The sequence below is a fragment of the Schaalia georgiae DSM 6843 genome (assembly GCF_000429245.1).
Lineage (GTDB): Bacteria > Actinomycetota > Actinomycetes > Actinomycetales > Actinomycetaceae > Pauljensenia > Pauljensenia georgiae.
Genome location: NZ_AUBM01000011.1, coordinates 75,736 through 102,266, shown reverse-complemented (window position 1 = coordinate 102,266; position 26,531 = coordinate 75,736). Strand labels below are relative to the sequence as shown.

Here is a 26,531-nt window from a genome sequence, read left to right as displayed (position 1 = left end):
GCGGGGCTGGCGCTGGGGCAGTGGTCCCGCGCCCCGGGTCCCGGCTCAGGAGCGGTGGATCCAGGCAAGGGCCTGGGGGGCCTGCTCGCGCAGAGCGGCCATGACCTGGGGGTGGGCCGCCAGGGAGGGGTCCTGGTCGATGACGCGCTCGGCGGCGGCCCGGGCATCGCGGATGATCGCCCCGTCGCGCCTGACGGAGAGGTGTTCGAGGTGGGTGGCGGTGCCGGACTGGCCCGCGCCGAGCACGTCGCCCTCCTTGCGCAGGCGCAGGTCCGCCTCGGCCAGCTCGAAGCCGTCGGTCGTCGAGGCGAAGGCCCGCAGGCGCCGCTCCCCCGCCTCGGTGAGGCCGTGGCGGTGCACGGCCACGCACAGCGACTCGCGGGAGGACCGGCCCACCCGGCCGCGCAACTGGTGGAGCGTGGAGAGCCCGAACTGCTGGGCGTCGATGATGACCATGAGCGTCGCCTCGGGCACGTCCACGCCGACCTCCACGACCGTGGTGGCGACCAGGACGGGGACAGAGCCGGAGGCGAAGTCCGCCATGGCCTCCGCTTTCCGCGGCCCGGGGGTGCGGCCCGTGAGCTCGCCCACCCCGATCCCGCGCAGAGCGGGTTGGGCGCGGAGGTCCCCGGCGACGGAGGCGACGGAGGCCAGGGGCGCCGGCCCGTCGGGGTCGTCGGCGTCCGCCACCGCGTCGTCCTCGTCGATGCGGGGGCACACCACGTACACGCGCCCGCCGGAGTCGACCTCCTCGCGGGCCCGCCGCCACAGGCGCTCGACCCACGGTGCGTTGGAGGCGTCGACGAGGTGCGTGGCCACGGGGGCGCGGCCCGCCGGCATCCCCTCCATGCGGGTCTCGTCCAGGTCCCCGAACACAGTCATCGCGATGGTGCGGGGAATGGGGGTGGCCGTCATGACGAGCTCGTGGACCAGGCGCCCGTCGGCGCGGGCCGCCCTCAGCGCCGCGCGCTGGGCCACGCCGAAGCGGTGCTGCTCGTCGATGACCGCCAGCGCCAGGTCGGCGAAATCGACGGAGTCCTGCAAGAGGGCGTGCGTCCCCACGACGATGAGGGGCCCTGGCGAGGCCATCTCCTCCAGGACCGCCCTGCGCGCCGCCTCCGGCGTGGAGCCGGTCAGCAGACGGACCCCCACCGGGCCGCCCAGGGGCTCCAGCAGGGCGGTGATCGAGGCGAAGTGCTGTTCGGCGAGGACCTCCGTGGGCGCGACGAGCGCCCCCTGGTGCCCGTTGTCGACGACGCGCGCCAGCGCCGCCAGTGCGACGACGGTCTTGCCGGAGCCGACGTCGCCCTGCAGGAGGCGCTGCATCGGCGAGGGGCTCGCCAGGTCGGCGTCGATGGCGCCGATCGCCGCGCGCTGGGAGTCGGTGAGGGCGAAGGGCAGCGCGTCCTCGAGGCCGTCGCGCAAGCCGCCGGACGCGGGGGGGCAGGCGGGCGCCTCGCGCGCGCGGTCCCCGCGGCGCTCCCCCACGAGGGCGCATTGGAGGATGAACGCCTCCCCCCAGGCGAGCGCGCGCCGCGCCAGGCGGTGGTCCTCGTCGGTCGAGGGCCGGTGGGCGAGGCGCAGGGCGCGGGCCCGGGACGGCAGGCGGTGGGCGGCGCGCACGGAGTCGGGCAGGGGGTCGGGCACGTCGGCGTCGTCGAGCCCGTCGAGTAGCACCCCCACCGCGCGGGACATCGCCCACGAGGCGAGCCCGCCGGTGGCCGGGTAGATGGGGATCGGCCGCTGGGCGGCGCGCTCGGCGTCCTCGCCGTCCACGCCCTCGAAGGAGGGGTGGGCGAGTTGGAGGCGGCCCCTGTAGGCCCCGACCCTGCCGGCGAAGAGGTAGGAGGCGCCGGGGGTGAGCAGGCGCGCGTGGGGCGCCAGTTTGTACTGGTTCTTCGCGAAGAAGGTCGCGGTGATGAACCGCGCGCCGTCGGTGAGCTCCACCTCCATGCGCACCCCGGCGCCCGACCGGTTCGCGATGATGCGGGCGGAGGCGACCTGCGCGAGGATGGTCGCGTCCTCCCCCTCCCGCAGGGAGTGCAGCGGCGTGAGAGCGCCCCAGTGGTAGTAGCGCCTCGGAGTGATGCCCAGCAGGTCGCCGACCGTGTGGATCCCGGCGCCCGCGAGCGCCCGGGCGGTGCGGGCCGGCAGTCGCAGCGCCAGCGGCGCGTCGAGGCCGCCCATCAGGCGACGCCCTGGAGCAGGGTGGGGCCCGTTTGCCCGCCGTCCCAGGTCTCCAGGTCCACGGCGCGGGCAGCGTCCTTGGCGGACAGGAGCTGGCGCAGGGAGGCGACCAGGTATGGCCCGTCGTCGCCGGAGCCGAGCAGCAGGCGCACCCGCGTGGAGCCGATCCGCTCGAGCTCGACCAGGGCGGCGTCGAGGTCGGAGTGCTCCCACGTGGGCGGCAGGGCGCAGGTGGTGGCGCGGGCCAGTGCGCCGCGCGCCTGGTCGCGCAGGATCGAGGCCATGGCGGGGCCCGCCGCCGCCCCTCCGGGCTGGGGGACGAACAGGGGCGCGCACGCCCGCGCGACCGCCAGGACCCCCAGGTCGTCGCTGGTGGGCGCGCTCAGGACGGAGGGCGCTGCCGCGGGGCCGGAGGGGAGCAGGGAGGCGGCTCGGGCGACCAGGGCGGCGCACGCCTCGTCGCAGGGGGCGATGAGCGCGACTCCGGTGGAGGAGGAGGCGGCGGCGACGGCCAGGCCGGGGGCGTCCTCGGGCGAGGGGTCGAGGAAGACGACGGCCCCGGCCCGCGCGAGCTCTTCGACGAGGCCGGGGGCGCGGGTGCAGGCGATCACGGTGGCGCGTTCGACGCGGCGCACGGGCCGCCTCTCGAGGAGGCGCACGCCCCTGTGGGTGATCCCCTCGTCGGCGAGCTCGTCGATGCCGATCATCTCGTCGGGGCGCGCGTCGCGGACCTGGAAGCGCAGGGTGCGCCCGGTGCGCGGCAGGGCGGCCAACGGCGCGGAGGTGTCGACGTGGAAGCGCCACTCGCCCAGCCCGAAGAGGTCCGTGTGGCCCACGGTGGACAGGCGGGCGCCGAGGGCGTCGAGGCGGGACACCAGGGCGGCGCGGTCCTTGTCCTCCCCCTGCATGACGATGTCCACGGTGAAGCGGCGCCCGGCGGGCGGGGGCGCGGGCGAGGGGGCCCTCCCGCCGCCCAGGGCGGCCAGGTCGGCGAGCATGACCGCGTAGGACTCGAGGATCGTGGGGTCGGCGCGGGTCGCGGAGTCCAAGCATGCGAGCACGAGGGCGAGGACGGCGGCGCCGGCGTCGATGCGGCCGGTTTGCTCGCTCGTGGCCTCAACGAGTCCGATCTGCGCCTGGGAGGAACACAGCGATATGACGTCGGCCACGTCGGGGAGGGTGTCGCCGAGGGCGGCCAGCTCGGCACGCGCCCCGGCGAGTACCTCCACCACGGCGGGGCTGGCGTCAATGCGGCATCCGGGGGCGGGGGAAGCGCAGAGCATCCGCCGCACGACCAGGGGTGTGGGCCGCGCCTCGTCGGCCAGGACTGCCGCCCACGAGGCGAAGACGCCCCCCAGGAGCACGCCGACGTGGCCCACCCCCTGGCGCACGGCCGTGCGCGCGCACGCCTCGACGGCTGTGGAGAAGGGGGCGCCCGGGTCCAGGGCGGCGAGGGCGCTGGCCATGGCGGCCAGGGTGGCCGCGGCGTTCGAGCCCGTGTCGCAGTCGGAGCCGTCCCAGCCGTCGAGGTCGTTGAGGAAGGGGGCGAGGCGCCGGGCCTCCTCCGCCGCCGACGCCATCGCGGCCGCGAGGACCGATGCCTGTGGCTCCATGTTCCGCCTCCGTTCCATTATGCGCCCATTGTGCCGCCCGGCACTGCGGCGGGCGGTCCGCCGCGCTGATGGGGGCGCGCCGCTGTGGGCGAAGCGACACCCGCTGTCCACCGTGAGACTTGGACGCCGTGTGCCCTTTCCGCTATTCTGTCATGGTTGCCCGCGGTGGGAACACCGCCAGCGCTCCGCGATCAGCGCGGAGGACTGAACCGAGATGGAGAACCGAGGAGATCATCGTGGCTGCCGTTTGTGACGTGTGCGGTAAGGGACCCGGCTTCGGCAAGAGCGTGTCGCACTCGCACGTTCGCACCAACCGCCGGTGGAATCCGAACATCCAGCGCGTGCGCGCCCTTGTCGATGGGACGCCCAAGCGCCTCAACGTGTGCACCAAGTGCCTGAAGTCCGACCGGGTCGTCCGCGCGATCTGAAGGACTGGAACCGCCCGATCCAGGGCGGAACGACAGCGCCCACGGCCACGAGCCGTGGGCGTCCCTCTTACCCGGATTCCCCGCCGTGCCCACGCGCCGCCGCCGGGCCACCTACGGTCCCCCCTCGTCAACAAGGAATCCCTCCCATGAGCATCCGAACCATCCAGGCCATCCTGCGCGCTGGCTAGCGGGTGAGCCGCCGCGAACTCGCCGAGGCGCTCGGCGTCCACTACCAGACGGTGGGCTACCTCGAGCGCGGCGAGTACGCACCCTCGCTCCACTTGACCCTGCGCATTGACCCTGCGCATCACCCGCTACTTCGAGGTGCCCGTGGAGTCCGCCTCCTCCCTGGAGCACTTCCCCCGCCTGAGGTGAGCGGCCATCCTCGCCCGCTGTACCACTTAGCGCGCCATTGCACCACTCAGGTCCAAGCGGGCCCTGGTTCTCCCGGTGTGTCGGGGGCCTAAGTGGTGCAGGTACTCCCGTCGATCGGCAATGGCGGTTACGTGCTCGTCCTAGAGCTGGCGCGCGACGCGCAGGGGTCGAACGGTCGGAGGACTCAGCTGCCCCAGGATCCCCCAACGAGCCAACGCCGTTTGACCTCGCCCACCGCATAGGACATCACGGCCGTCATGTCCACGCCCTCGACACCGTCTGCGCGGTCGCACAGCCACTGGAGCTGCATGCCGTCCGAAAGGGCGACCAGGTGGCGGGCGATCAGCCCCGAAGGCGCCTCGGGGCGCACTTCCCCCGTGGCCTTGCCCGCCTCAAGGGCGTCCTGTAGGAAGGAGATCGCGAAGTCCAGGTGGTTCGAGAACCAGGCGTGCGCCTGGTGGCGGCTGTCGATGACGGCGCCGGACATCGCGGTGTAGAGCGCCACCCCCTCCGGGTCCCCCGCGTTCTCCCCGAGGAGCGCCAGCCAAGTGTCCAGGGTGTCCGCCGCCGACTCGCGCCTGGAGGGAAGGTGCCGCATCGAATGGCGGTCGCGCTCGGCCAGCACTTCGGCCAGGAGGTGGTCCTTCGAGGAGAAGTGGTGGAGCAGGCCGGCCTTGGAGATGTCCGAGGCTCCGGCGATGTCCGCCAGAGAGGTGCCCGCGTAGCCCCGCGTGGCGAACAGCACCATCGCCTCGGAGAGGATGCGCGCTTTCTTGTCCTCGCTGCCCGCTTTCGGGCGGCCGGGGCGCCGCGCCCCAGCGCTCTTCGCTCGACCGGTCATGGGCGTGTTACTTCTCCCTGATAATCAACAATTCAACCACCTTATGATATCGCTCATCGTCGAGCTTACCACCTGGAAGACGGCTCACTTCAATACCGAAGTTGTCGAGGACAATGCTCCGGGGCGAAAACCTCCCTGGATTCCAACCGTGGATCATTCCCGCAGCGATGCCAGGCAAGGCGAAGAGAGCGTTGGTAGCAGCACTGCCCGCGCAATGTCCGGAAGCCGTGCCGATCACCGCCTCGCCGGATGCGGACGACCGCGGGGAGGACGGTCCTCACCTTCGAGGACGCCGAGGCGGGCGCCAGCGGGCACGGACCCGGGTCCGCAGTCGAGGACCTGGAACCTGCCAGTGCGGCGTGCTGCCCGGACAACCGCTGGGAATAGGGGTGGCGGCCAGTCGTTGCTGACTGGCCGCCACCCACTCATGAGCCGGGGAAGGATCACCCCACCGAAACTTCGAACTGCGGTTTGCCGTCCGCGCCCATCCTGATGACGTTGTTCTCGTCAACCTTCACACGAACGCTCACCTTGTACTTCAGATCAACAGGAGCACTGTCCTTGAAGATTCCGGAGCCCTCCTGCTTCGTGAAGACCGCGTTCTCCGCAGTGTACCAGCCAGGATTGTACTTATCGCCCACGATCTGGGTCGGCACTTCCTTCACGCTCAAGACCGCAAGGGTCTTCGACTGGAGGAAGAACGGACAGCCCTCCCCCAGATTCCCGGCGTTCTCCACCGAGCCACAGGACTTCACCTTCGCGACTGCGGCGTCCAGAGCCGCGGTCTTGAGGGCGTCGGAGTAGACGGCCTCGAAGGTGATACTGCGGGAGCTGAAATCGTCCGCAGCGCTCACGGTGACCGGGGGCGCCGTGACATACTCCCCCGTGTTCGCGGCCGACACCGTATAGACGCCGGGGTAGACGGTGATGGAGTTGCCGTCCTTGGCAAGCGTCTTCGTGGCGTCCCCGATACTGACGGCAGGGATCCCCTTGGCCTTCACCTCGACCTTCAGCATGAAGGCCTCCGTGATCTGCCAGTTGTCCAGAACGCCGAACTCCTTCTTCCCCTGGGTGAGGACGAAGTCGTGGGTGAAGCGCTGCCCGTCCAGGGACAGGGTCGCCGTCACGTAGCGCACGTCGCCCTTGTTCTTGGAGCTCTCCTGCGACTCCTTGACCTCCGTGATCTCGATGCGCGCCGCCGCCGCCTGCATGACCGCGTCAGTCATGAAGACCCGCTCCTCGTTGGAGATACCCGGGTCCACCATGGCCGTGGCGGCCTCGGCCTTCCCGTCGGCGAGCAGCTGCAAGTACTGCCGTGTGCGCGCCTCGGGACTGCGCTGACCGTTGAGGACAGCCAGCGCCACTACGCCCGCGATCACGACGACAACGAGGGCGCAGAGCGCCACGATGACGCGCCGGATCCTCTTCTTCGCCGCCGGGTCCGTCGGCTTGCGCGCCTGGGCGGGCGCCACGGGCGACACGCCGCCGGGGTTGGGCAGACCGGACTGCTGGCCCTGGGCGCCGCTGCCACTGTGCGGCAGCGGCTGGCCAACCGGACGCCCCAGGGCGTCACCACCGGCCTGCGGGGCCGTGGGTCCGCCCGTCGGCTGCCCCGCTTGCGCGGGGCCGCCGATCGGAGTGAACCCCTGGCCACCTCCAGGGTTGATCGGAGTGGTCATCGCTGCTGGCCGTCCGTATTCCCACCGGAATCGGGGGCCGGCGGCATCTGCGTCTGGGCAGGATCCGCGCCGTAGCCCTGAGGAGCCTGGTAGTACTGCTGCTGCGGCACTTCTGGCGTCGGAGCCGTCGGCGGGACCTGCGACTCGGGGGGCATCCCCACCTGCCCGATGTCGGCGGTCGGCGCGACGTCCGCGGAGGATGCCGCCAGCTGTGATCCGACTTGGGAAGCGGCACCGCCCTGGGGGTACTGGCCGGGTTGCGCGTACTGCTGGGGCTCGCCCTGCGGGAACTGCCCCTGCTGGCCATACTGCTGGGGCTGTCCGCCCTGGGGGTACTGGCCCGCCTGCGGGTACTGCTGGGGCTCGCCCTGCGGGAACTGCCCCTGCTGGCCATACTGCTGGGGCTCACTCTGCGGGAACTGCCCCTGCTGGCCATACTGCTGGGGCTGTCCGCCCTGGGGGAACTGGCCGGGTTGCGCGTACTGCTGGGGCTCGCCCTGCGGGAACTGCCCCTGCTGGCCATACTGCTGGGGCTCACTCTGCGGGAACTGCCCCTGCTGGCCATACTGCTGGGGCTGTCCGCCCTGGGGGTACTGGCCCGGCTGGCCATACTGCTGCTGGCCCTGCTGGGCGTACTTGTTGGCCGCTGGTGCCACGTAGACCTCGGGGCTCGCCAGCCACGTGGCAGCCGCTTGCCGACCGGCGCACAGATTGAGCAGGCCGGGCGAGTTAGTGCCGAACTGCTTCGGCGTGACCTCGGCCAGAACGGACACGATGCCCGCGGCGAGGGCGATGACAACGGGGCTCCACCCGGACATGCCTATACCGCTGAAGCTCGACGCGGAGCCCAGGGAATTGATGTTGAAGAGCAGAAGGCCGGCGAACATGATGACCAGCACCGCGACCGGCAACTGCCATGTGCGGCTCCACACGGGAGCGGAAGTGCGCTGACGGCGGATGCCGACGGACACAGAAGCGGCGACGATGGTGAGAAGGCCGATCAGGATGATCAGAGCACCCCAGCCATTGGCGAGGTCCCAGGCCATCATGAAGACGCCTGTCCTCGTGCCGAGGGCGCCGACAGAGAAGGAAAGACCACCGAAGAAGGCGAGACCGATGACGGCGATCGTGAAGTTGGGCAGCAGGAGCAGTATGAGAGGCAGCAGGAAGAACTGCTCGTTGCTGATCACGAAGATCACGCAGACCACAGCGGTCAGGGCGCCGAAGACGGGAAGGAACACCCGGGCGGCAGCGCGCACCTCAGTGAGCATGGGAGCGAGCGCCTGCGGCAGAACATTGACCTGGGCCGCTTTCTGGCGCGCGGTGAAGCTCGACAGGCCGACGACCAGGAGGACGACCAGGAAGGTGAAGAAAGAGTTGGCGTGCAAGCCGCTGGAACTACTGCCGACGGTGAAGAACGCTGTGAGCAGCGTCGTCACCAGGGCGACCAGGACGCCCTCGACAAGGCTGCGCACCGCAGTGGGCACCGACTCGCGGATGGTGCCGTCCTCCCAGACCCTCTTGTTCAGCAGGAAGCGCAGGAGGATAGCCTCGGCGATGATGACCGTCCACGGGAACGCGATGATCGTCATGCCGAAACTGATGCCGAAGCCGCTGGCGGACATCGTTGCGCCGGCGCCGGTGAAGATGCCGATCCCCACGGGGATGAGCATGAAGGATCCATCGCCGGAGAGAATACCGGCCAGGGAGATGTAGGCGATCAAGGACGCGGCCAACCCCACGCCGACGATAACGGCCAGCTCGAGGGCGAGCGTGGTCAGGCCTCCGGGGGAGAACAGGGTCTGCATCTGGTGCCCGACTGGGGTCTGGGCGCGCTGGGGCTGCTGGGGGGCGGCGCCGTAGGGCCCCTGGGCCTGCTGCTGGCCCGGGTAGGGCTGTCCCGGTCCCGGATAGGCCTGTCCCTGCGTCGGCTGAGCAGCGCCCGCCTGCGCGTAGGGCTGTTGGGGGGCGGGCGTGTACCCACCGGCCTGGCCGCCCTGTCCGCCGGGGTACGGCGCCTGGGGCGGATTCTGCGGGTCACTCATGAAGATCTCCTTGAATCTGCGTTATGGATGTTTCCACTGTGTCAGTATATTGACCGAATCGTCAACCGATTCCTGGTATCTGGTCATGCGCGTTCGCATCGGAGCCTGAGAAATGGTCCCACGGCCCGAACACCTCCGCGCCGTCGAGTTCGATGTGCGGCTCTTCGCCGCCCCGGGGCGCCCGGGCGGCGCCCACGGCCCGGAAGCCGTCGGGCAGAGCGGCCCCAGGGGGGAAGGCCGCAAGGATCCCCTGGTCCTCGCCACCGCCGACCACCCAGTCGAGGGGGTCCTTGCCGCACGCGTCGGCGGCGCTGGCCAGCGCTTCCGCCTCGCGCCCCAGGGCGCGCCGGTCGAGCTCGATGACGACCCCGGAGGCGCGGGCCATGCGTCCTCCGTCCATGGCGAGCCCGTCGGACAGATCCATCATCGCGCTCGCGCCGGCACTTGCGGCCGCCGGCCCCGCTTCGAGGGGCGGGCGCGGCGCGCAGTAGGTCTGGATGAAAGGACTGAAGTCCGAGGGTTCCCGCCCCGGGCGGACCACTCCCCCGCGCAGCAGGTCCAGGCCGGCGTAGGACCATCCGAGCGTCCCGGCCACGCCCACGGTGTCCCCAGGGCGCGCGCCGTCGCGCAGGACGGGACTGCCCTGGCAGTATCCGAAGGCGGTGACGGACAGGACGAGGCGGTCGCCCCCGGAAAGGTCGCCGCCGACCACGCCCGCCCCCGCCTCGCGGGCCCGGTCCCCCAGGCCCCGGACCACATCGAGGAGCCAGTCGGCGTCGGCGTCCCTCGACACCGACACGGACACCACCAGCGCCGAGGCCCGGCCGCCCATTCCAGCGATGTCGGAGAGGTTCTGCGCGGCCGCGCGCGCGCCGATCTGGTAGGGCGTCGACCACCAGGAGTGGAAGTGGTGGTCCTCGACGATGACATCGGTCGTCACCAGGAAGGAGCCCTCCGGAGCGGCGATCTGGGCGCAGTCGTCGCCGATGCCGACGAGAGTGCGCTCGCCGGTGGGCAGCAGGGCGCGGAACGCCCTGATGAGCTGGGACTCGTCCATGTCCCTCAGTCGTGCCATCGCACCACCGTACCGGCACGTGCCCCTCCGTGCCCGTCGACCGCGCCGGCCGGGCGCCCCGCGCCCAGGGCGCACTGGGAGGCGTAGAGGCAGACCGCCGCAGCGGAAGCGACGTTGAGGGACTCGGCCAGTCCCGTCATCGGGATCCCGACCAGGAGGTCGCAGGCGGCCGTCTCGTCGGGGTCCAGGCCGCGCGCTTCATTGCCCAGCGCCCAGGCGTGGGGTTCGGCGAGGGCGCCGTCCTCCTCGACCTCCGGCAGGGGCACGGCGCGCGGGCCCCCCGATGTGCCCAGCACCCGCGCACCGCGGGCATGGAGGGCGTCGACGGCGGCCCCGAAGGCCGGATGGGGGATGACGGGCAGGTGGAAAACCGAGCCGGCGCTGGCGCGGACCACCTTCGGACTGGTGACATCCACTGTGCCCGCCACGGTCAGCACGGCCCGGGCGCCCATGGCGTCGGCGGTACGGATGATGGTGCCCACGTTCCCCGGGTCGCGCCCCTGGGCGATGAGGACGTAGAGGCCCCCGTCCGCGGGCCACTCCCGCACAACGGCGTCGGCGGAGGCGACGGCGCACACGCCCTGGCAGTCGGCGCTGAGGGCTGCGGCGACCTCGTCGGTGACGGTGTGGACCCACCGCGTGGCACTGCGGGCTGCTCCCGCGACATCGGGGTGGGCGAGGCGGGCGGCCCCGCTGATGTAAACGTCGCGGACGGAGGCGGGACGGTGGATCAGGAGCTCGCGCACCGCCTGGGGCCCCTCGACTAGGATCGCCGACGCCCGGGAGCGCGCCGGGCGCCCGCTCAGGCCGGCAACCCTGCGCACCCGGTCGGAGCGCGGATTGTCGAGCACTGGCGGGCGCCCGGAGGAGGGGGCCACCTGCGTCAGGCCCTGGGGGCGTTGACGTCGGCCGGCAGGGCTTCCTTCGCGGCCTTCACGAGTGCCGTGAACGCGGCCGGGTCGTTGACGGCGAGCTCGGCGAGCATGCGGCGGTCGACCTCGACGCCGGCCAGGTTCAGGCCCTGGATGAAACGGTTGTAGGTGAGGCCCTCAGCGCGGGAGGCGGCGTTGATGCGCTGGATCCACAGGCGCCGGAAGTCGCCCTTGCGCGCCTTGCGGTCGCGGTAGGCGTAGACGAAGGAGTGGGTCACCTGCTCCTTGGCCTTGCGGTACATGCGCGAGCGCTGGCCGCGGTAGCCGGATGCCTGCTCGAGGACGGTGCGGCGCTTCTTCTTCGCGTTGACAGAACGCTTGACACGTGCCATTTCTTCTACTCCTTAACTCTGCCGCTTCACTTGCCCAGCAGCCGCTTGACGCGCTTGACGTCAGCGGTCTCGAGGACCTGATCGGTGGCCAGACGGCGGGTCTTGCGGCTGGACTTGTGCTCCAGCAGGTGGCGGGCGCCGGCCTGCTCGCGCATGATCTTGCCCGAGCCGGTGGTGCGGAAGCGCTTCTTGGCACCGGAATGAGTCTTGTTCTTCGGCATTGTTCGTTCCTTCGTGAATGAGGCGACGGGCGTCGCCTATCAGTCCTTGTCCTCAGCGCGGAAGGAGGCGGCGCGGGCCTGGTCCTTGCTGGCCCGCTCCGCCCGCTTGCCGCGGCGCTCGGCGCGCTCGGCCTCGCGGCGCTTGCGCTGCTCGTTCAAGGCCTCAGCCTTGCGCTTGGTGGGGGCCAGGACCATCGTCATATTGCGCCCGTCCTGGCGCGGCATCGACTCGACGGTCGCCAGATCCCCGATCTCGTCGGCCAGGCGCCGCAGCAGGCGGACCCCGGCCTCGGGACGGGATTGTTCCCGTCCGCGGAACATGATCATGACCTTGACCTTGTCTCCGGCGGAGAGGAAGCGCTCGACGTGCCCCTTCTTGACCGCGAAGTCGTGGTCGTCGATCTTGAGTCGGAAACGGATCTCCTTCAGCTGCGTGTTCGCCTGGTTGCGGCGGGCATCGCGAGCCTTCTGGGCGGCTTCGTACTTGTACTTGCCGTAGTCCATGAGTTTTGCGACGGGCGGCTTGGCGTTCGGCGCAACCTCAACGAGGTCGAGCCCGGCCTCCTCGGCCAGGCGCAGGGCGTCCTCCACTCGGACGACGCCGACCTGTTCCCCGCCGGGCCCCACGAGGCGGACCTCGGGGACTCGGATTCGCTCGTTGATGCGAGTCTCGCTGATGGGTGGCTCCTTCCACGGATTGTTTCGCATAACGAAGAACCTCCGTTACGCTGCGCGCACGGAGGTACCCACTACCGACGGCGCGCCGGGGCCCGCCGTCGAACCCGATCCCCTCACCGGCCCCGTGGGCCGTGTCCCGGCGGTACCCCTCATCCGGGGTGCCGGGCGGGGATCCAGGTGGGATTCCTCCGCTTGCATTCCGGGTGTGAACCCGGACGGTCAAGATCAAGGGTAGCAAAGCGGGCGCTCCGGCGCGAAACCGCAGTGCCGATGCTCTTGGTCACAGCTCCCCGGCGCCCGGCATATCCGGACGCACAGCGCGATCGTTCCATCGGGCGACGCCCAGTGCGAAAAGCGCGGGGACCAGGGCGCAGACGAGCAGTCCCGTCCGCAGCCCGCCCCCAGGCAGGGCCAGCAGTGCCGCGGGAGCACCCAGCGCCGACGAGGCGGACGCCACCAGGGAAGCCGCGCCGGGCCCCACCGCGGCCCCCAGGTCCCCGCCGAGGGCGAGGAGGGCGAACATCGCTGCGCCTCCTGCGGGGAAACGGGCCGCTGTCAAGGAGAAGGTGCCCGGCCACATGAGGGCGACGAAAAGGCCCGTGCCCGCGCAGCCGAGCAGGGACAGCCACGCCCAGGGGGCCAGCGCCGCCACGAGGTAGCACGCGCACGCACCCGCACCCGACGCCATCAGCAGGCGGCGCAGGTCGAAGCGCGCCCCGGCGGTGGCGTGCCAGGCGCGGGCCGCGCCCATGAGAAGGGCGAAGAGCCCCGGGCCGAAGACGTCACCAACCTGCTTGGCCACGCCCGTGCCCTGCTGGGCGAAGAAGGACGACCACTGGCTCATCGTGAGCTCAGCGGCCCCGCCCGTCGCCATGAGTGCCAGGGCGAGCAGGAACGCACCGGAGCGCCCCAGCTCGCGCAGCGGCGTGCGGTGCGCCTCGGGCACCGTCTCCGGCATGGGCACGCGCACCAGAATGATCCCGTTGGCGACCGGCACGCACGCCCAGGCGATGGGCAGCGCCGGCCACCACTGCTCCCCCACCACCGCCAGCGCCCCGGTGGTGACCAGGACGACCCCCAGCTGCCCCCAGCAGTAGAAGGAGTGGAGCAGGGCCATTCCCGCCGCCTTGGGGCGCGAGTCGTCGGGGATGTGCTCGACGACAGGACTGACGACCACCTCGAGCAGCCCCCCGCCGATCGCGTAGACGACGACTGCGGCGCACAGGGCGGCGAAGGTGTGGGCAGCGAGCAATGGGAGGACGCCCAGGGCGACCAGGCCGACCGCGCTCAGGACGTGGGCCGCGACCATCGGGATCCTGAACCCGACGCGGTCCACGACCGCGGCCGCCGCCAGGTCAGTGGCGAGCTGCACGGCGAAGTTCAACGAGGCGAGCGCCCCCAGCTGGGCCAGGCCGATGCCGTAGCGCGAGGAGAAGACGATGAAGAGCAGCGGCGCGAGGTTGTTGACGATCGCCTGGACGATGTAGCCGACGTAGGAGGATCTGCGCGTCGTGGTCCAGGTCATGCCCGCTCCTCTGCGGTCGTCGGCGCCCGTGGCGGGCGGGGTACTCCTACTGGTGGGGCTCCGCGATCACGGGCACCAGCTCCACGCTGTCCGCGGAGGCGACGAGGCGCGGGGTCCTGCCGATCTCGGCGAGGGCCTCCCCCACGGCCCCCCGAAGCTCCGGCCCGCCCCCGGAGGCGTCGATCACGGCGGTGACCCGGGTGACTCCCTCCCCCGCGTAGGACAGGCGCACATCGAGCACCCGCGGGCAGGCGCGGCGGGCGCGCTCGTGGAGGAGGGCGCGCAGCGCCCCGTCCCGCCACGACGGCAGCCACAGGTCCCCCTGGGCAAGGGCGGCCACCGCTGGCCTCGGCAGCAGGACAGCCGCTCCACCCGGATCCATGACGGCACGGCCGCCGGTCTCGACCAGGGCGGCCAGAGCGACGGTGCGGAAGTCCATGCCCATCGGCCGCTCCCGGGGCCTGTGCGCGGAAAGGGCTGCGGCGCTGGAGTACACGGCGATGGCGGGGCCCGCCGGGGTGGGCGCCCGCTCGAACGCGACGGGGCCAGTCAGAGCGCTGTTCCGCGCTTCCGGGTGGTGGCCGTCCGTGCGCGGATGGGGCTCGACGGCGATGGGGACGATGACGCGCTCGCCCGCCAGGGCCGCCACCAGCGCCTCCAGCCGCGCGGCGCCGTTGTCCGCTCCCGCCGGGAGCGCCAGGGCGGCGGAGGTCCTCTCCATGGCCTGGCCCGCGTCGGCCCGGTCGCGCCCGGGCATCGCAAGCCTGGCGGCCAGGCGGGCCCGCTGTTCCCCGCTCAACTCCACAGCGCCCGCTCCCCCGCTCATGGCCTCGCCCCCGCCACGGCCTCGAGCGCTTCTTCCAGAGTGAAGGCGCCCTCGTAGAGGGCTTTGCCGACGATGGCGCCCTCGACTCCGTCGACGGCCGCCAGGGCGCGCAGGTCGTCGAGGGAGTCCACGCCCCCCGAGGCGAGGATCCCCGCGTCCGTGGCTCCGCTGACGCGCTGGAGCAACTCGATGTTCGACCCTGCCATCATGCCGTCCCTGTGGACGTCGGTGACGACGAGCAGGCGCGCACCGGCGCGGTTGAGGGCGTCAATGGCCTCCCACAGCCCCCCGCCGCGCCCGCCCCCGCGGGCTCTGAGGCGTTCGCCCTCGACGTCGAGGCAGACCGCCGCGCGCGGGCCGAGGTCGCGCACCGCGCCGCACACGAAGTCCATGTCCGTCAGCGCCTGGGTGGCGATGTTGACGCGCGCGGGCCCCATTTCCAGGGCGTTGCGCAGCGACTGGGCGTCGCGCACTCCCCCCGACAGCTCGATGTCCACGCCGGCGCCCCTGATCGTCTCGCGGATGATGGAGTCGTTGTCTCCGCGCCCGTAGGCGCGGTCGAGGTCGACCAGGTGCACCCATGCGGCCCCCGCCCCGGCGAACGCGCGCACGACGTGGGACGGGGGTCCCCACGAGGCGCCGGAGTCGACGACGCCGCGGCTCAGGCGCACCGCCGCGCCGCCGGTGACGTCCACGGCGGGCAGGACGGTGAATCCGCGCGCGCTCACTTCTTCTTCTTGAACCATCCGAAGGGCCCCCCGCCCCTGCGTTCCCCCGCGGCGCTCACCGAGTCCGAGTAGTCGGCGGGGGCCGTCCGGCCGAGCAGCAGGTCCTCGGTGGCCTGCGGCATCGACCCCATGAGCAGTCCCGCCGGAATCGTCTCCTCCGGTTCGCCCGCCACGTAGCGCTGGGCCGAGATCCGCCCGGACACTCCGGGCTCCACGCCGTCCCCCTCGACCAGCCAGGACATGAGGGCGACGGCCCCGTACTTCGACAGGCCCGACACGACGCGTGCGACGCGGTCGACGGCGTCCGGCATCGGGCGGGTGCCCGTGAGCAGTACGTCCAGCTCCTCCTCGTCGGTGGGCGTCGTCTCCACCCGCAACCACACCGCGGTCCACGGTTTGAGCCGCACCACCGACTCGCGCACGTCCGACAGCGCCAGCAGCGAGTGCAGCACCTCGGGGTGGGCGATGGGGGCCAGGACCAGCGCGACCGACAGCCTCCCCCCTTCCAGGTGCAAGGACTCGTCGACCGGCGTGTCGTCGGGGCCGCGGGCGGGTCCCGGCGGACCCCCCGCCTCGCCGGGGTCCCCCATCCGGGCCACCAGGCTCGCGAATTCGGCATCGATGTCGTCGTCGTGGACGCCCACGGCTCCTCCTCAGTAATCGTTGGGTCCAGGATACTTGTGACGCATCGGCGCGCGAAATGCAACAATGGTGCCACCGCAGATAAGGAGGCACCGTGACGAACACGCCGGAGATCCCCGTGCGCGGGCAGATCCGCCTGGGCCAGTTCCTCAAGCTCGCCTCCCTGGCCGAGGACGGCGCGCAGGCCCGCGGGCTCGTCCAGGGCGGCGACGTGCGCGTCAACGGCGCCACGGAGGTCCGCCGGGGCCGGCGCCTCTCCCCCGGCGATCTCGTCGAGGTCGACGCCCCCTGGGGGGCCTTGGCCGCCCGTGTCGGCTCCGCCGACTAGGGCGCGCTACGCAGGCGGGCGGCGCCCCAACCCCGCAGGACCCGGGCCGGGCGCCCTCAGCGCCCGATGACCCCGCCCGCGCCGACGACCGCCTTGATGTGGCTGAAGAACGCGTTCGTCTGCGCCACGCGGTAGCGGGGATCCAACTCGACCACGGTCTCGCGCCCGGGCTCCCTCACGTGGAGGCGCACCGGTGAGGCGCCCGGGTAGGACTCGAGCACGCCCTTGAGGTCCGTCAGCAGCTTGGCCGTGCACCGCGATGCGGGCAGGCGCAGGTCCAGCGGGGCGTCCGACTCGCTCGACAGGTCGAGCAGCGTCATCGACTGCCCGTAGATCGCCATCCCCTCGTCGCGCACGTTGACCTTGCCCTCGATGCCGACGATCGCGTCCTGGGCCAAGTAGGTGGAGATCGACTCGTAGGCCCGGGGGAAGAAAAGGACCTCCACCGAGCCCGAAAGGTCCTCGATGGTGGCGATCGCCCACGCGTTCCCCTGCTTCGTCACCTTCGTCGTCACACCCGACACGAGGCCCGCGATCTTGACGACGCGGTCGGCCATAGCGCCCTCCGAGCCCACCACCTGCGCGATCTCGTAGTCCTGGTGGCGGGCGAGCGCCCCCTCCAGGCCCCGCAGCGGGTGGTCCGAGACGTACAGCCCCAGCATCTCGCGCTCGGCGGCCAGTTTCTGCTTCCGGTCGAACTCGGGCAGGTCGGGGATGTCAATCGCCAGCGATGAGCCGCCGGCGCCGTCATCGAGCCCGCCGAACAGGTCGAACTGGCCGATGGCCTCGTTGCGCTTGACGTCGATGACCGCGTCCACGGCCTCGTCGCAGCGCGCCAGCAGCGCCCTGCGCGTGTACCCCATCGAGTCGAAGGAACCCGCTCGGATCAACGACTGAATGGTCCGCTTGTTGCACACCACCTGGGGCACCTTGTCCAGGAAGTCCTGGAAGGAGGCGAAACGCCCCTTCTCCTCGCGTGCGCCCACGATCGCCTCGACCACGGGGCCGCCGACGTTCTGGACGGCGCTGAGCCCGAAACGGATCGCCTCCCCGTCAGGGGCGAAGTTGCCCATCGAGGCGTTCACGTCGGGGGGCAGCACCGTGATGTCCATATGGCGGCACTCGGCCAGGTACAGGGCCCGGCGGTCCTTGTTGTCCTTCGTCGAGGTCAGCAGGGCGGCCATGTACTCGGTCGGGTAGTTGGCCTTGAGGAAGGCCGTCCAGTACGACACGAGCCCGTAGGCGGCGGAGTGCGCCTTGTTGAACGCGTAGGCGGAGAAGGGGACGACCACGTCCCACAGCGCTTTGATCGACTCCTCCGAGTAGCCGTTGTCGACCATCCCCTGGCGGAAGCCCTTGAACTGCTGGTCCAGGACCTCCTTCTTCTTCTTGCCCATCGCCTTGCGGAGGATGTCCGCCTGCCCCAGGGTGTAGCCCGCCAGCTTCTGGGCGATCTGCATGACCTGCTCCTGGTAGACGATCAAACCGAAGGTCGTCCCCAGGATCTCCTCGAGCGGCTTGGCCAGCTCCGGATGGATGGGCGTGATCTCCTGGCGCCCGTTCTTGCGCAGCGCGTAGTTCGTGTGCGAGTTCGCGCCCATGGGGCCGGGGCGGTACAGCGCGCCCACGGCGGAGATGTCCTCGAAGTTGTCGGGCTTCATGAGCTTGAGCAGGTCGCGCATGCCGCCGCCGTCGAGCTGGAAGACGCCCAGGGTGTCGCCCCGGCCCAGCAGCTCGTAGGTCTTCGCGTCGTCGAAGCGGATGTGGTCGAGGTCGGGGTCCGCCTTCCCGTTGATCGCGATGTTCTCCAGCGCGTCGGAGACGACCGTGAGGTTGCGCAGGCCCAGGAAGTCCATCTTCAGCAGGCCCAGCGTCTCGCACGTCGGGTAGTCGAACTGGGTGATGATGGCCCCGTCCTGGGGGCGCTTCATAATGGGGATGATGTCGGTGAGGGTGTGGGAGCTCATGATCACCGCGCAGGCGTGCACGCCCCACTGCCTGGTGAGCCCCTCCAGGCCGAGCGCGTACTGGACGACCTCGTGGGTGTCGGGGTTGTCCTCGTAGAACTTGCGGAACTCGGCGGCCTCCCCGTAGCGCTTGTCGCCCTGGTCGAAGATCCCCGCCACGGAGATGTCCTTGCCCATGATGGCGGGGGGCAGGGCCTTGGTGAGCTGCTCGCCCATCTTGAAGTCCTTGCCCAGGATGCGCGCCGAATCCTTGAGGGCCTGCTTGGTTTTGATCGTCCCGTAGGTGACGACCTGGCTGATGCGGTCCTCGCCGTACTTGCGCTTGACGTAGGCGATCACCTCGTCGCGCCGCCGCTCGTCGAAGTCAACGTCGAAGTCGGGCATAGAGATCCGCTCCGGGTTGAGGAAGCGCTCGAAGATCAGTCCGTGCTCCAAAGGGTTCAGCTCGGTGATCTTCATCGCGTAGGCGACCATGGAACCCGCTCCCGAGCCGCGCCCAGGACCCACGCGGATCCCCTGGGACTTGGCCCAGTTGATGTAGTCGGCGACGGTGAGGAAGTAGCCGGGGAAGCCCATCGAGATGATGACGTCCTCCTCGTACTGGGCCTGCTTGCGCACGTCGTCGGGGATGCCGCCCGGGAAGCGGTCGTTGAGCCCCCGCTCGACCTCCTTGACGAACCACGAGGTCTTGTCCTCGCCCTCGGGGACGGGGAAGTCGGGCATGTAATTGGCGCCCTCCTTCGTGGTGGTGAAGTGGACGTCGCAGCGCTCGGCGATCTCCAGGGTGGCGTCGCAGGCGCCGGGCAGCTCACTCCACAGCTCGCGCATCTCCTCGGACGGCCGGATGAAGTAGCCGTCGCCGTCGAACTTGAAGCGGTCGGGATCGTTGATCCGCGCCCCAGAGTTGATGCACAGGAGGGCGTCCTGGATCTTGCGGTCCTCCTTCTTCACGTAGTGGGAGTCGTTGGTGGCCACCAGGGGGGCGTTCATCAGGCGCGCGATCCCGAGGACCTGGGAGTGGACGCGCCTCTCAATGTCGATGCCGTGGTCCATGACCTCGACGTAGAAGTTCTCGGGACCGAAGATGTCGCGCAGTTCGGCGGCCTCGGCCACGGCCTCGTCCCACTGCCCCAGGCGCAGGCGGGTCTGGACCGCGCCCGAGGGGCAGCCGGTGAAGACGATGAGCCCCTCGTGGAACTTGGCGAGCAGTTCCTTGTCGGCCCTCGGCCACTTGCCGAACTGGCCGTCGGTCGAGGCGTAGGACCCCAGGCGGAACAGGTTGTGCATGCCCTGGGTGCTGTAGGCGATCAGGGTGAGGTGGTTGTATGAGCCGCCGGCGCTGACGTCGTCGGAGCGCTGCCACGGCTCGCCCCATGTTACCTTGTGCCGGTCGAAGCGCGATGTCCCGGGGGTCACGTAGGCCTCGAGGCCGATAATGGGCTTGACGCCCGCGGACATGCAGTTCGTGTAGAAGTCGTAGGCGCCGAAGAGGTACCCGTGGTCGGTCAGACCGATAGCGGGCTGGCCCAGGCGGGCGGCCTCCTGGGCCATCGCCTGCGTTTTCGCCGCTCCGTCCAGCATGGAGTACTCGGAGTGGTTGTGGAGGTGCACGAAGGGGTCAGACGCCATGGTCCGATTCTACGTGCCGACGGGACGGGCGGCCGGTCGCGCGCGCCGGATGGCCGCTCCGGCCGGCCCGGGGCGCTCATCGGGCTCTCACGGATAGCGCAGGAGCTCGAGGGCGGCGGCGAGGTCGGACGGGTAGGGGCTGCGCACAGTCGTCGGCGCGCCCGTGCGCGGGTGGGCGAAGGAGAGCTCGACGGCGTGGAGCCACTGGCGGACCAGGCCCAGCCGCTCGGCCTGGCCCGGGTCCGCGCCGTAGAAGGCGTCGCCCACGCAGGGGTGCCCCACGGCCGCCATGTGGACGCGGATCTGGTGGGTGCGCCCGGTCTCCAGGTGGATCTCGGCCAGGCACGCTCCCGCCATCATCTCGAGGGTGTCGTAATGGGTGATGGCGCGCTTCCCGCCGTCGATGACCGCCATGCGCCACTCCCGCGAGGGGTGGCGGCCGATGGGCGCGTCGATGGTGCCCGAGGCGGGGTCCAAGTGGCCTGCGACCACCGCGTGGTAGACCTTGGTAACCGTGCGTTCTTTGAAGGCGCGCTTCATGACGGAGTAGGCGAGTTCGGATTTGGCGACCATCATCGCCCCGGAGGTGCCCACGTCGAGGCGGTGGACGATGCCCTGGCGCTCGGGCGGGCCGTGGGTGGTGATGCGGTAGCCCGCGGCGGCGAGGTTGCCCAGGACCGTCGGCCCCTCCCATCCGGGGCCCGTGTGCGCCGCGACCCCGACGGGCTTGTCGACGACGACGATGTCCTCGTCGTCGTAGAGGATGTCCATCCCGGTCACGGGGACCGCCTTGACGGCCGGGTCGGGCATATCGATCCCGATGATGTCGGCGGCGCCGAGGCGGTCGGACTTGCCGGCGGTCCGCCCGTTGAGGGTCACCGCGCCCCGGGCGGCCAGGTCCGCGCATTTCGAGCGGCTCATGCCGAGCATGCGCGACAGGGCGGCGTCCACGCGCTCCCCGACGAGGGCGTCGGGCACGGGAAGCAGCCGGCCCTCACTCATCGGCGCCATCCGCCGCCGTAGCGCCGGGCGCTTCCGGGGCGCCCCCGCGCTCCACGGACCCGTCGGTGGGCCCCGCCGCACCTCCCTCGGCGCCGCCGGAGGCGTTCTCCGCTCGGGCGGCGGCCCCGCCGCCCTCGCGCGCCAGGGAGAGGACCAGGGCGGCCGCTGCCACCACGATCCAGATGTCGGCCACATTGCCGACGAACCAGTCGCCGTAGCCGATGAAGTCGATGACGTGGCCCTGTCCGAAGGAGGGGGGCTGGAAGAGGCGGTCGATGAGGTTGCCGATGGCGCCCCCGGCCAGCAGGGCGATGGAGGCGCGCGTGGCGGTATCGGACGAGCGCCGGTAGAGCCATGCCATCGCGCCCAGGATCACGACCGCGAGGATGGTGAACATCCATGTCCGCCCTGATCCGACGGAGAACGCCGCGCCGGAGTTGTGCACGAGTTCGAGGCGCAGGAGCCTGCCGACAAGGGCGATGGAGCGCCCGTTGGCCAAGGCGGATTGCGCCCACCACTTCGTGATCTGGTCGGTGGCGACGGCGAGCAACAGGACCGCCAGGCACACCGCGTTGCGGTTGGGGGCGCGTGAGAGCATGGGCCTCAGTGTAACCGCTGGCGGCGCCGCGCGTGCGCCACCGCCAGCGGGAAGCGGGCCGGGGTCAGTTGTCGCCGTCCGAGCCGACCTCGGCGAGCAGCGACTCGAGGTGTCCGCGCAGGTTGGAGCGGTACTCGGACTCGAAGGTCCGCAGGCCGTTGATCTTGTTCTCCAGCAGCTCCCTCTCCTGGTCCAGCTGGGTGAGAATGGTCTCGTGCTGCTTCTGGGCGTCGGCGATGATCTCGTCGCGCTTGGCGTTGGCGTCGGCGATGATCTTGGCGGACTGCTCCTCGCCATCGCGCACGTACTCGTCGTGCACGCGCTGGGCCAGGGCGAGCATCGAGGTGGCGGACTCGGCGTCCTCCGGGGCGCCGGCCAGGACAGCGGCGGGCTCGGGCACAGCGGGGGCGGCGGGCTGCGCGGGGGCCTTGAACTCGCCGTCGCTGAGCTCGGCGACACGCCGTTCGGCGGCCTCGAGCTTCTCCTTGAGGTCCTGGTTCTCCATCTGGAGCGCGTAGATCGTGGAAACGACCTCGTCGAGGAACTCATCGACCTCGACCTGGTCGTAACCCTCGCGGAACTTGACGTACTGGAACTTCTTGTTGAGGACGTCCTCAGTGGTGAGCAGGGCCATTTCATCGCCTTTCGGTCGTATGGGTTGGTGGCACCGCGGTTCTAACTGCAGCGCTCCTGGACGACCGAACGGGGGCCGCCCGCTTACACATCACGTGAATAATATCTGAAATCGTCACACTAGCAACACCCATCACCCCGTGGCGCGGTGTTCCGGTCGGGCCGCCGCTGGGGAAGCGCCCGTCATACCGCGACGACAGCGAAGGCGACCGCGAACCGCTGGATGACGATGATCACGACCCATAGGACGACGAACCCGATGTCCACACTCATCCCCGAGCCCAACCGCAGGGGCGGGATGAAACGCCGCAGGAAGCGCAGTGGCGGATCGGTGAGCGCGTAGACCACGTTCGCCAGGACCAGCGCCGCCCCCGAGGGGCGCCACGAGCGGGCGAAGAACCTCGCCCAGTCCAGGCCCACTCTGACCAGGAGCACTATGAGGTAGAGGTTCGCGACGACGTAGACGGAGTACGCGACCCATGCGACGGCTACGGACACCGCCGGCCTCAGCCCTGGTTGTACAGGGCGCCACGGCGCGCGCCCATGGCCTCGCCCGGGATCTCGACGTTCTTCGGGGACAGCAAGAACACGCGGTCGGTCACGCTCTCGAGCACCCCGCGCAGCCCGAAGGTCAGGCCCGCGGCGAAGTCGACGAGGCGGCGGGCCTCCTCGTAGCTCACGTCAGTGAGGTCGAGGATGACGGGTGTGCCCTCGCGGAAGGCTTCGCCGATGACGCGGGCGTCGGAGAACGCGGTGGCGTGCACGGGAAGGATGCGCGAGAGCTCCTCGGAGGCAATGGGTTCGGGACGGCGGACCGGTGCCAGGGAAGGACGGGTCGCGGGTGTGATGTCGGCCACGGGAGCAACCTCTTCCATGTCGTCGTATTCATCGAACTCGTCGTCCTCGGCATCGGGCGAGTACCACCCCATGAACTTGCGCGCTCGCGCGCCGAACGATTCACTCATTATTCCTCCTTCACCAATCGTATATGCACAAACTAATGCCAGGTCGGCCCGAGTCCGCGCAGCCCGGGCGGCATGTCGCCACACTCAGACGGCGGCGACCACCAGCGCCTGGCGCCCGCAGGCGCTGTCGCGCCGGAAGGAGAACAGCGAGGCGTCCTCCAGGGTGCAACGGGGATCGACCGCGACCTCGCACCCCATGGACTCGAGCTGGCGGCGCGCCGCGCCCGGCAGGTCGAGGCCGGCGCTGCCCCACCGCGTCCGCGAGCCTATGCCCGCCACCGTCGCTTCCGCCTCGTCGCGCATGGATCCGGGGACCTCGTAGCACTGCCCGCAGATGGCGGGACCGATGAGGGCGGCGGGGGCATCGGCGCACAAGTCGCTCATAGCGCGGACCGCCGCAATGAGGATGCCGGACAGGAGCCCCCTGCGCCCCGCGTGCACCGCCGCGAGGACACGGCCCCCGTCGGCGGAGAGGACGACGGGCAGGCAGTCCGCGGTCATGACGGCCAGCGCTGGCGCACCCTCCCACCCCCGGGCGTCGATGACGGCCCCGTCGGCCGGAACGGGCCCGTACTCACCCTCGCAGCAACTGTTCAGGGGCGCATAAGCACCCCCGGCGCACATGATCGGCCCCATCTCCCCCAGGCCGACCACGGCGATGTCGCTGGAGTGCGTTTGGTCCATCCACACGATCGGGGCGCCCAGGCGCGCGGACAGGTAGCGCCGGCGCGCGTGGACGGCCTCCGGGTCGTCGCCGACGCCCAGTGAGACGTTGCCGACGAGCGGACCGGTGCCCGGGTCCGCCTCGGTGAGGAAGACCCGGGCACCGCCGAGGGGGGCCAGGGAGCGCATCAGCGCAGGAAGTCCGGGATGTCGAGCTCCTTCTCCGCCGGATCCTCGAACACCCGGGGGACCTCGAAGGACGCCGGTTCGGAGGGCTCCTCGGCGTACTCGGCGACGGCCGGAACCTCGACCGGGGCGGGCCTGGCCGCCGGTGCGGGGCGCACGGCCGGGGTCTCCGCGCGGTGCTGGGCGTTGCGGCGCAGGTTGACGGCGGGGATGTCGCCCAGCGTGCCGGACTCGCGGCCCCCGTCGGAGGCGGGGGCGGGGCGCACGGAGGACACCGCCGGGGCCTTCTGGACCGCGGGGACCGCCGGGATGGTCGCGGTGTGCGAGACGGGGGGCGCCGCGACATCATCGAACCCCGCAGCGATGACAGTGACACGGATCTCGTCACCGAGGGAGTCGTCGATGACATTGCCGAAGATGATGTTCGCCTCGGGGTGCGCCGCCTCACGGACCAGCTGGGAGGAGTCGTAGATCTCGCGCAGCCCCAGGTCGGAGCCGCCCTGGAAGAACATGAGCACGCCATGGGCGCCGTCGATGGAGGCCTCCAGCAGGGGCGAGGAGATCGCGGTCTCAACCGCACGGGTGGCGCGGTCCTCCCCGGTGGCCGCGCCGATGCCCATGAGGGCACTGCCCGCGTCCTTCATGACAGACTTCACATCGTTGAAGTCGACGTTGATGAGGCCGGGGGTCGTGATGAGCTCGGTGATCCCCTGCACGCCGGACAACAGCACCTGGTCGGCGGCCTTGAACGCGTCGAGCACGGAGATGTTGAGCTCCGAGATCTCCAACAGCCTGTCGTTCGGGATGACGATGAGGGTGTCGACCTCGCCGCGCAGGGTCTCCACGCCGGTCTCGGCCTGGGCCGCGCGGCGGTTCCCCTCGAAGGAGAAGGGCCGCGTGACGACGCCGACTGTGAGGGCCCCGCCCTGGCGGGCGATCTTGGCGACCACGGGGGCCGCGCCGGTACCCGTTCCGCCGCCCTCGCCCGCCGTGACGAAAACCATGTCCGCGCCGTCGAGGGCCGCCGTGATCTCCTCGACGTGGTCCTCGGCCGCCTTGCGCCCGACCGACGGGTCCGCGCCCGCGCCGAGGCCGTGGGTGAGCTCCCTGCCGATGTCGAGCTTCGTCTCAGCGTCGGACATGAGCAGCGCCTGGGCGTCGGTGTTGACGGCGATGAACTCCACGCCCTTGAGCCCGACCTCGATCATGCGGTTGACGGCGTTGACGCCACCGCCGCCGACGCCAACGACTTTGATCACTGCCAGGTGGTTTTGCGGCGAAGCCATGGATGTCTCCCTTGCATCAAACCTTCAACCTCTAGTGGAAGGTTGATGTTGTACGTGCTGTATGTCGGGAAGACGGTAGAGCCCCGTCCCCCCGTCTTCAAGACAACACGCGGCCGATCCGCGTGTTAACTGGTCACCGGCCGCGCCGGGACCGACACATCGTAAGTCGAAGCGGACCTCTGCGCCAGCAGGGTCGCCAGCACCTGGGCCTTGGGGACGGCCTGCCCCCTGGTGCCCCACTTCACGGTCCTGGAGCCCCGCAGGGCGATCGTCACCTGGGCGCCGTCCGAGGCCAGGGACTCCACCTCCTGGCGGACGCTCCCGTCCAGCGCGTCCCACGCCTCCAGGACATCCGCTGCCGCCTGCTGGCGGTCTTCCTCCGGCAGCGAAACCAGGGGCAGCCCTGCTGGCCGGGCGTCGACCGTGGCGAAGGCGACGCCCTCTGAGTCCACCAGCGCGTAGGAGGACCCTACGGCCTCGTACATGGCGCCCTGGCGCGCGGTGACCTCGATCATCAGCCCGCTCGGCCACCTGCGCGAGACGACGGCGTCCTTGACGGCCACGTCCGCCATGACGGCCTCGCGCACGCGCCCCGTGTCCAGGCGCGTGATCGGCGTGCCCTCGAAAGCGGCGACAGCCGAGGCGATACGCGCTGCGTCCACGGACGTGCCCTCCACGCCGCTCACGCGCACGCTGGACACCGAAAGAGCGAAGAGCGGGGAGAAGAAGATCCCCCACACCACGAGCGACACGGCGACGAGGGCGCCCAGCACCGAGGCCGTGCGGGTGAGCGCCAGCCTCCGTTTCGCGCGCGCCCGCTCGCGCCGCCGCTCGTCGATGTCAGTGGCGCTCCCCGCGGGCCCCAGTACCTGGGCGGCACCCCCTGCTCCCGGCGGGCGCCCGCGGCCCGCGGCCAGTTGCCCGGCCCCGTCGGCGCCCGGGCGCGACACCGCGCGGGAGTCCCCCTTGCCGGTGGGGCGCCCGGCCGGGGAGGTGCGGGGGCTGCGCTCGGAGCCCCGGTCAGCCCGTGCGCCAGTGTCTGCCGCACCGGGCGGGGCCCCCGTCGGCCCGCCCTCCCCGGTCCCGTTCCCAGGCGCCGGGCGCCGGGCGCCGGGCGGGGGCGCGCCCTCCGGCCTGTTGGGGCTGC

Annotated in this window: 26 protein-coding genes and 1 pseudogene; 4 read left to right on the top strand and 23 right to left on the bottom strand. The window is 71.0% G+C overall.

Annotation, left to right across the window (positions count from 1 at the left end):
- Nucleotides 1-45 precede the first annotated feature (45 nt).
- Both G447_RS0106810 and G447_RS0106805 read right to left on the bottom strand, forming a co-directional pair.
- Nucleotides 46-2,187, bottom strand: coding sequence for an ATP-dependent DNA helicase RecG (locus G447_RS0106810; protein ID WP_026430514.1), 2,142 nt, complete (start codon nt 2,185-2,187; stop codon nt 46-48).
- Entirely contained in the window at nt 2,187-3,800 is a 1,614-nt protein-coding gene (locus tag G447_RS0106805; protein WP_026430513.1) for a DAK2 domain-containing protein, read from the bottom strand. The genes G447_RS0106810 and G447_RS0106805 overlap by 1 nt, the downstream gene beginning before the upstream one ends.
- Before the next feature lie 236 nt (nt 3,801-4,036).
- Here G447_RS0106805 and rpmB point away from each other — a divergent pair, with 236 nt between their 5' ends.
- Nucleotides 4,037-4,228, top strand: coding sequence for a 50S ribosomal protein L28 (gene rpmB, locus G447_RS0106800; RefSeq protein WP_005868098.1), 192 nt, complete (start codon nt 4,037-4,039; stop codon nt 4,226-4,228).
- 191 nt (nt 4,229-4,419) lie between these two features.
- Nucleotides 4,420-4,603 (top strand): annotated as a pseudogene (locus G447_RS12825) (helix-turn-helix transcriptional regulator).
- 184 nt (nt 4,604-4,787) lie between these two features.
- Here G447_RS12825 and G447_RS0106790 read toward each other — a convergent pair.
- The gene (locus G447_RS0106790; RefSeq protein WP_026430512.1) at nt 4,788-5,444 is read right to left on the bottom strand and encodes a TetR/AcrR family transcriptional regulator; all 657 of its coding nucleotides are present in this window, start codon (nt 5,442-5,444) and stop codon (nt 4,788-4,790) included.
- A 249-nt stretch (nt 5,445-5,693) separates the two neighbouring features.
- Between G447_RS0106790 and G447_RS12380 the strand changes: the two genes are divergently transcribed.
- A complete protein-coding gene (locus G447_RS12380; RefSeq protein ID WP_165577601.1) occupies nt 5,694-5,831 on the top strand; it encodes a hypothetical protein in 138 nt (45 codons plus the stop codon).
- A 56-nt stretch (nt 5,832-5,887) separates the two neighbouring features.
- Here the strand turns inward: G447_RS12380 and G447_RS11225 are convergent, their stop codons facing one another.
- The 11 genes from G447_RS11225 to G447_RS0106735 form a co-directional block, all read right to left on the bottom strand.
- On the bottom strand, nt 5,888-7,123 hold the full coding sequence (locus G447_RS11225; RefSeq protein WP_026430511.1) for a zinc ribbon domain-containing protein: 1,236 nt from the start codon (nt 7,121-7,123) through the stop codon (nt 5,888-5,890).
- Complete coding sequence (locus G447_RS11735) at nt 7,120-9,168, bottom strand: RND transporter family protein (RefSeq protein WP_051226270.1); 2,049 nt, start codon at nt 9,166-9,168, stop codon at nt 7,120-7,122. The genes G447_RS11225 and G447_RS11735 overlap by 4 nt, the downstream gene beginning before the upstream one ends.
- Before the next feature lie 61 nt (nt 9,169-9,229).
- Nucleotides 9,230-10,225, bottom strand: coding sequence for a thiamine-phosphate kinase (gene thiL / locus G447_RS0106775; protein WP_026430510.1), 996 nt, complete (start codon nt 10,223-10,225; stop codon nt 9,230-9,232).
- Between the two features lie 5 nt (nt 10,226-10,230).
- Nucleotides 10,231-11,094, bottom strand: a complete 864-nt coding sequence (locus tag G447_RS11215) for a TrmH family RNA methyltransferase (RefSeq protein WP_034476659.1) — start codon at nt 11,092-11,094, stop codon at nt 10,231-10,233.
- Between the two features lie 32 nt (nt 11,095-11,126).
- A complete protein-coding gene (gene rplT / locus G447_RS0106765) occupies nt 11,127-11,507 on the bottom strand; it encodes a 50S ribosomal protein L20 (RefSeq protein WP_026430509.1) in 381 nt (126 codons plus the stop codon).
- 26 nt (nt 11,508-11,533) lie between these two features.
- Entirely contained in the window at nt 11,534-11,728 is a 195-nt protein-coding gene (gene rpmI / locus G447_RS0106760) for a 50S ribosomal protein L35 (protein ID WP_005871559.1), read from the bottom strand.
- Between the two features lie 39 nt (nt 11,729-11,767).
- Nucleotides 11,768-12,436, bottom strand: coding sequence for a translation initiation factor IF-3 (gene infC / locus G447_RS11210; protein ID WP_005871548.1), 669 nt, complete (start codon nt 12,434-12,436; stop codon nt 11,768-11,770).
- A gap of 250 nt (nt 12,437-12,686) precedes the next feature.
- On the bottom strand, nt 12,687-13,931 hold the full coding sequence (locus tag G447_RS0106750) for an MFS transporter (protein ID WP_026430508.1): 1,245 nt from the start codon (nt 13,929-13,931) through the stop codon (nt 12,687-12,689).
- A gap of 46 nt (nt 13,932-13,977) precedes the next feature.
- Complete coding sequence (locus G447_RS0106745) at nt 13,978-14,757, bottom strand: SseB family protein (protein WP_005871552.1); 780 nt, start codon at nt 14,755-14,757, stop codon at nt 13,978-13,980.
- Nucleotides 14,754-15,503, bottom strand: a complete 750-nt coding sequence (locus tag G447_RS0106740) for a HisA/HisF-related TIM barrel protein (RefSeq protein ID WP_005871550.1) — start codon at nt 15,501-15,503, stop codon at nt 14,754-14,756. Before G447_RS0106740 ends, G447_RS0106745 begins: the two co-directional genes overlap by 4 nt.
- On the bottom strand, nt 15,482-16,129 hold the full coding sequence (locus G447_RS0106735) for a hypothetical protein (RefSeq protein ID WP_005871546.1): 648 nt from the start codon (nt 16,127-16,129) through the stop codon (nt 15,482-15,484). Before G447_RS0106735 ends, G447_RS0106740 begins: the two co-directional genes overlap by 22 nt.
- Before the next feature lie 92 nt (nt 16,130-16,221).
- Between G447_RS0106735 and G447_RS0106730 the strand changes: the two genes are divergently transcribed.
- Nucleotides 16,222-16,455 (top strand): RNA-binding S4 domain-containing protein, encoded by a 234-nt coding sequence (locus G447_RS0106730; RefSeq protein ID WP_005871563.1) that lies wholly within the window; start codon nt 16,222-16,224, stop codon nt 16,453-16,455.
- Nucleotides 16,456-16,511: 56 nt separating this feature from the next.
- Here G447_RS0106730 and dnaE read toward each other — a convergent pair whose 3' ends face one another.
- From dnaE to G447_RS0106685, 9 genes are all read right to left on the bottom strand, one after another.
- Entirely contained in the window at nt 16,512-20,051 is a 3,540-nt protein-coding gene (dnaE, locus tag G447_RS0106725; protein ID WP_026430506.1) for a DNA polymerase III subunit alpha, read from the bottom strand.
- 87 nt (nt 20,052-20,138) lie between these two features.
- Nucleotides 20,139-21,053, bottom strand: coding sequence for an RluA family pseudouridine synthase (locus G447_RS0106720; RefSeq protein WP_207382544.1), 915 nt, complete (start codon nt 21,051-21,053; stop codon nt 20,139-20,141).
- Nucleotides 21,046-21,651 carry a signal peptidase II gene (lspA, locus tag G447_RS11205; protein WP_026430504.1) on the bottom strand — a complete coding sequence of 202 codons (606 nt, stop codon included), beginning with the start codon at nt 21,649-21,651 and terminating at the stop codon, nt 21,046-21,048. Before lspA ends, G447_RS0106720 begins: the two co-directional genes overlap by 8 nt.
- A 64-nt stretch (nt 21,652-21,715) precedes the next feature.
- Nucleotides 21,716-22,285 carry a DivIVA domain-containing protein gene (locus G447_RS0106710; protein WP_005870083.1) on the bottom strand — a complete coding sequence of 190 codons (570 nt, stop codon included), beginning with the start codon at nt 22,283-22,285 and terminating at the stop codon, nt 21,716-21,718.
- Between the two features lie 182 nt (nt 22,286-22,467).
- The gene (locus G447_RS0106705) at nt 22,468-22,782 is read right to left on the bottom strand and encodes a YggT family protein (RefSeq protein ID WP_026430503.1); all 315 of its coding nucleotides are present in this window, start codon (nt 22,780-22,782) and stop codon (nt 22,468-22,470) included.
- Nucleotides 22,783-22,790: 8 nt separating this feature from the next.
- Nucleotides 22,791-23,249, bottom strand: a complete 459-nt coding sequence (locus tag G447_RS0106700; RefSeq protein ID WP_005870094.1) for a cell division protein SepF — start codon at nt 23,247-23,249, stop codon at nt 22,791-22,793.
- Nucleotides 23,250-23,333: 84 nt separating this feature from the next.
- Nucleotides 23,334-24,101, bottom strand: a complete 768-nt coding sequence (locus G447_RS0106695) for a purine nucleoside phosphorylase YfiH/LACC1 family protein (RefSeq protein ID WP_026430502.1) — start codon at nt 24,099-24,101, stop codon at nt 23,334-23,336.
- Nucleotides 24,101-25,384 (bottom strand): cell division protein FtsZ, encoded by a 1,284-nt coding sequence (gene ftsZ / locus G447_RS0106690; RefSeq protein WP_005870092.1) that lies wholly within the window; start codon nt 25,382-25,384, stop codon nt 24,101-24,103. The genes G447_RS0106695 and ftsZ overlap by 1 nt, the downstream gene beginning before the upstream one ends.
- A gap of 125 nt (nt 25,385-25,509) precedes the next feature.
- Nucleotides 25,510-26,334, bottom strand: a complete 825-nt coding sequence (locus G447_RS0106685) for a cell division protein FtsQ/DivIB (RefSeq protein WP_051226269.1) — start codon at nt 26,332-26,334, stop codon at nt 25,510-25,512.
- Nucleotides 26,335-26,531: the final 197 nt, after the last annotated feature.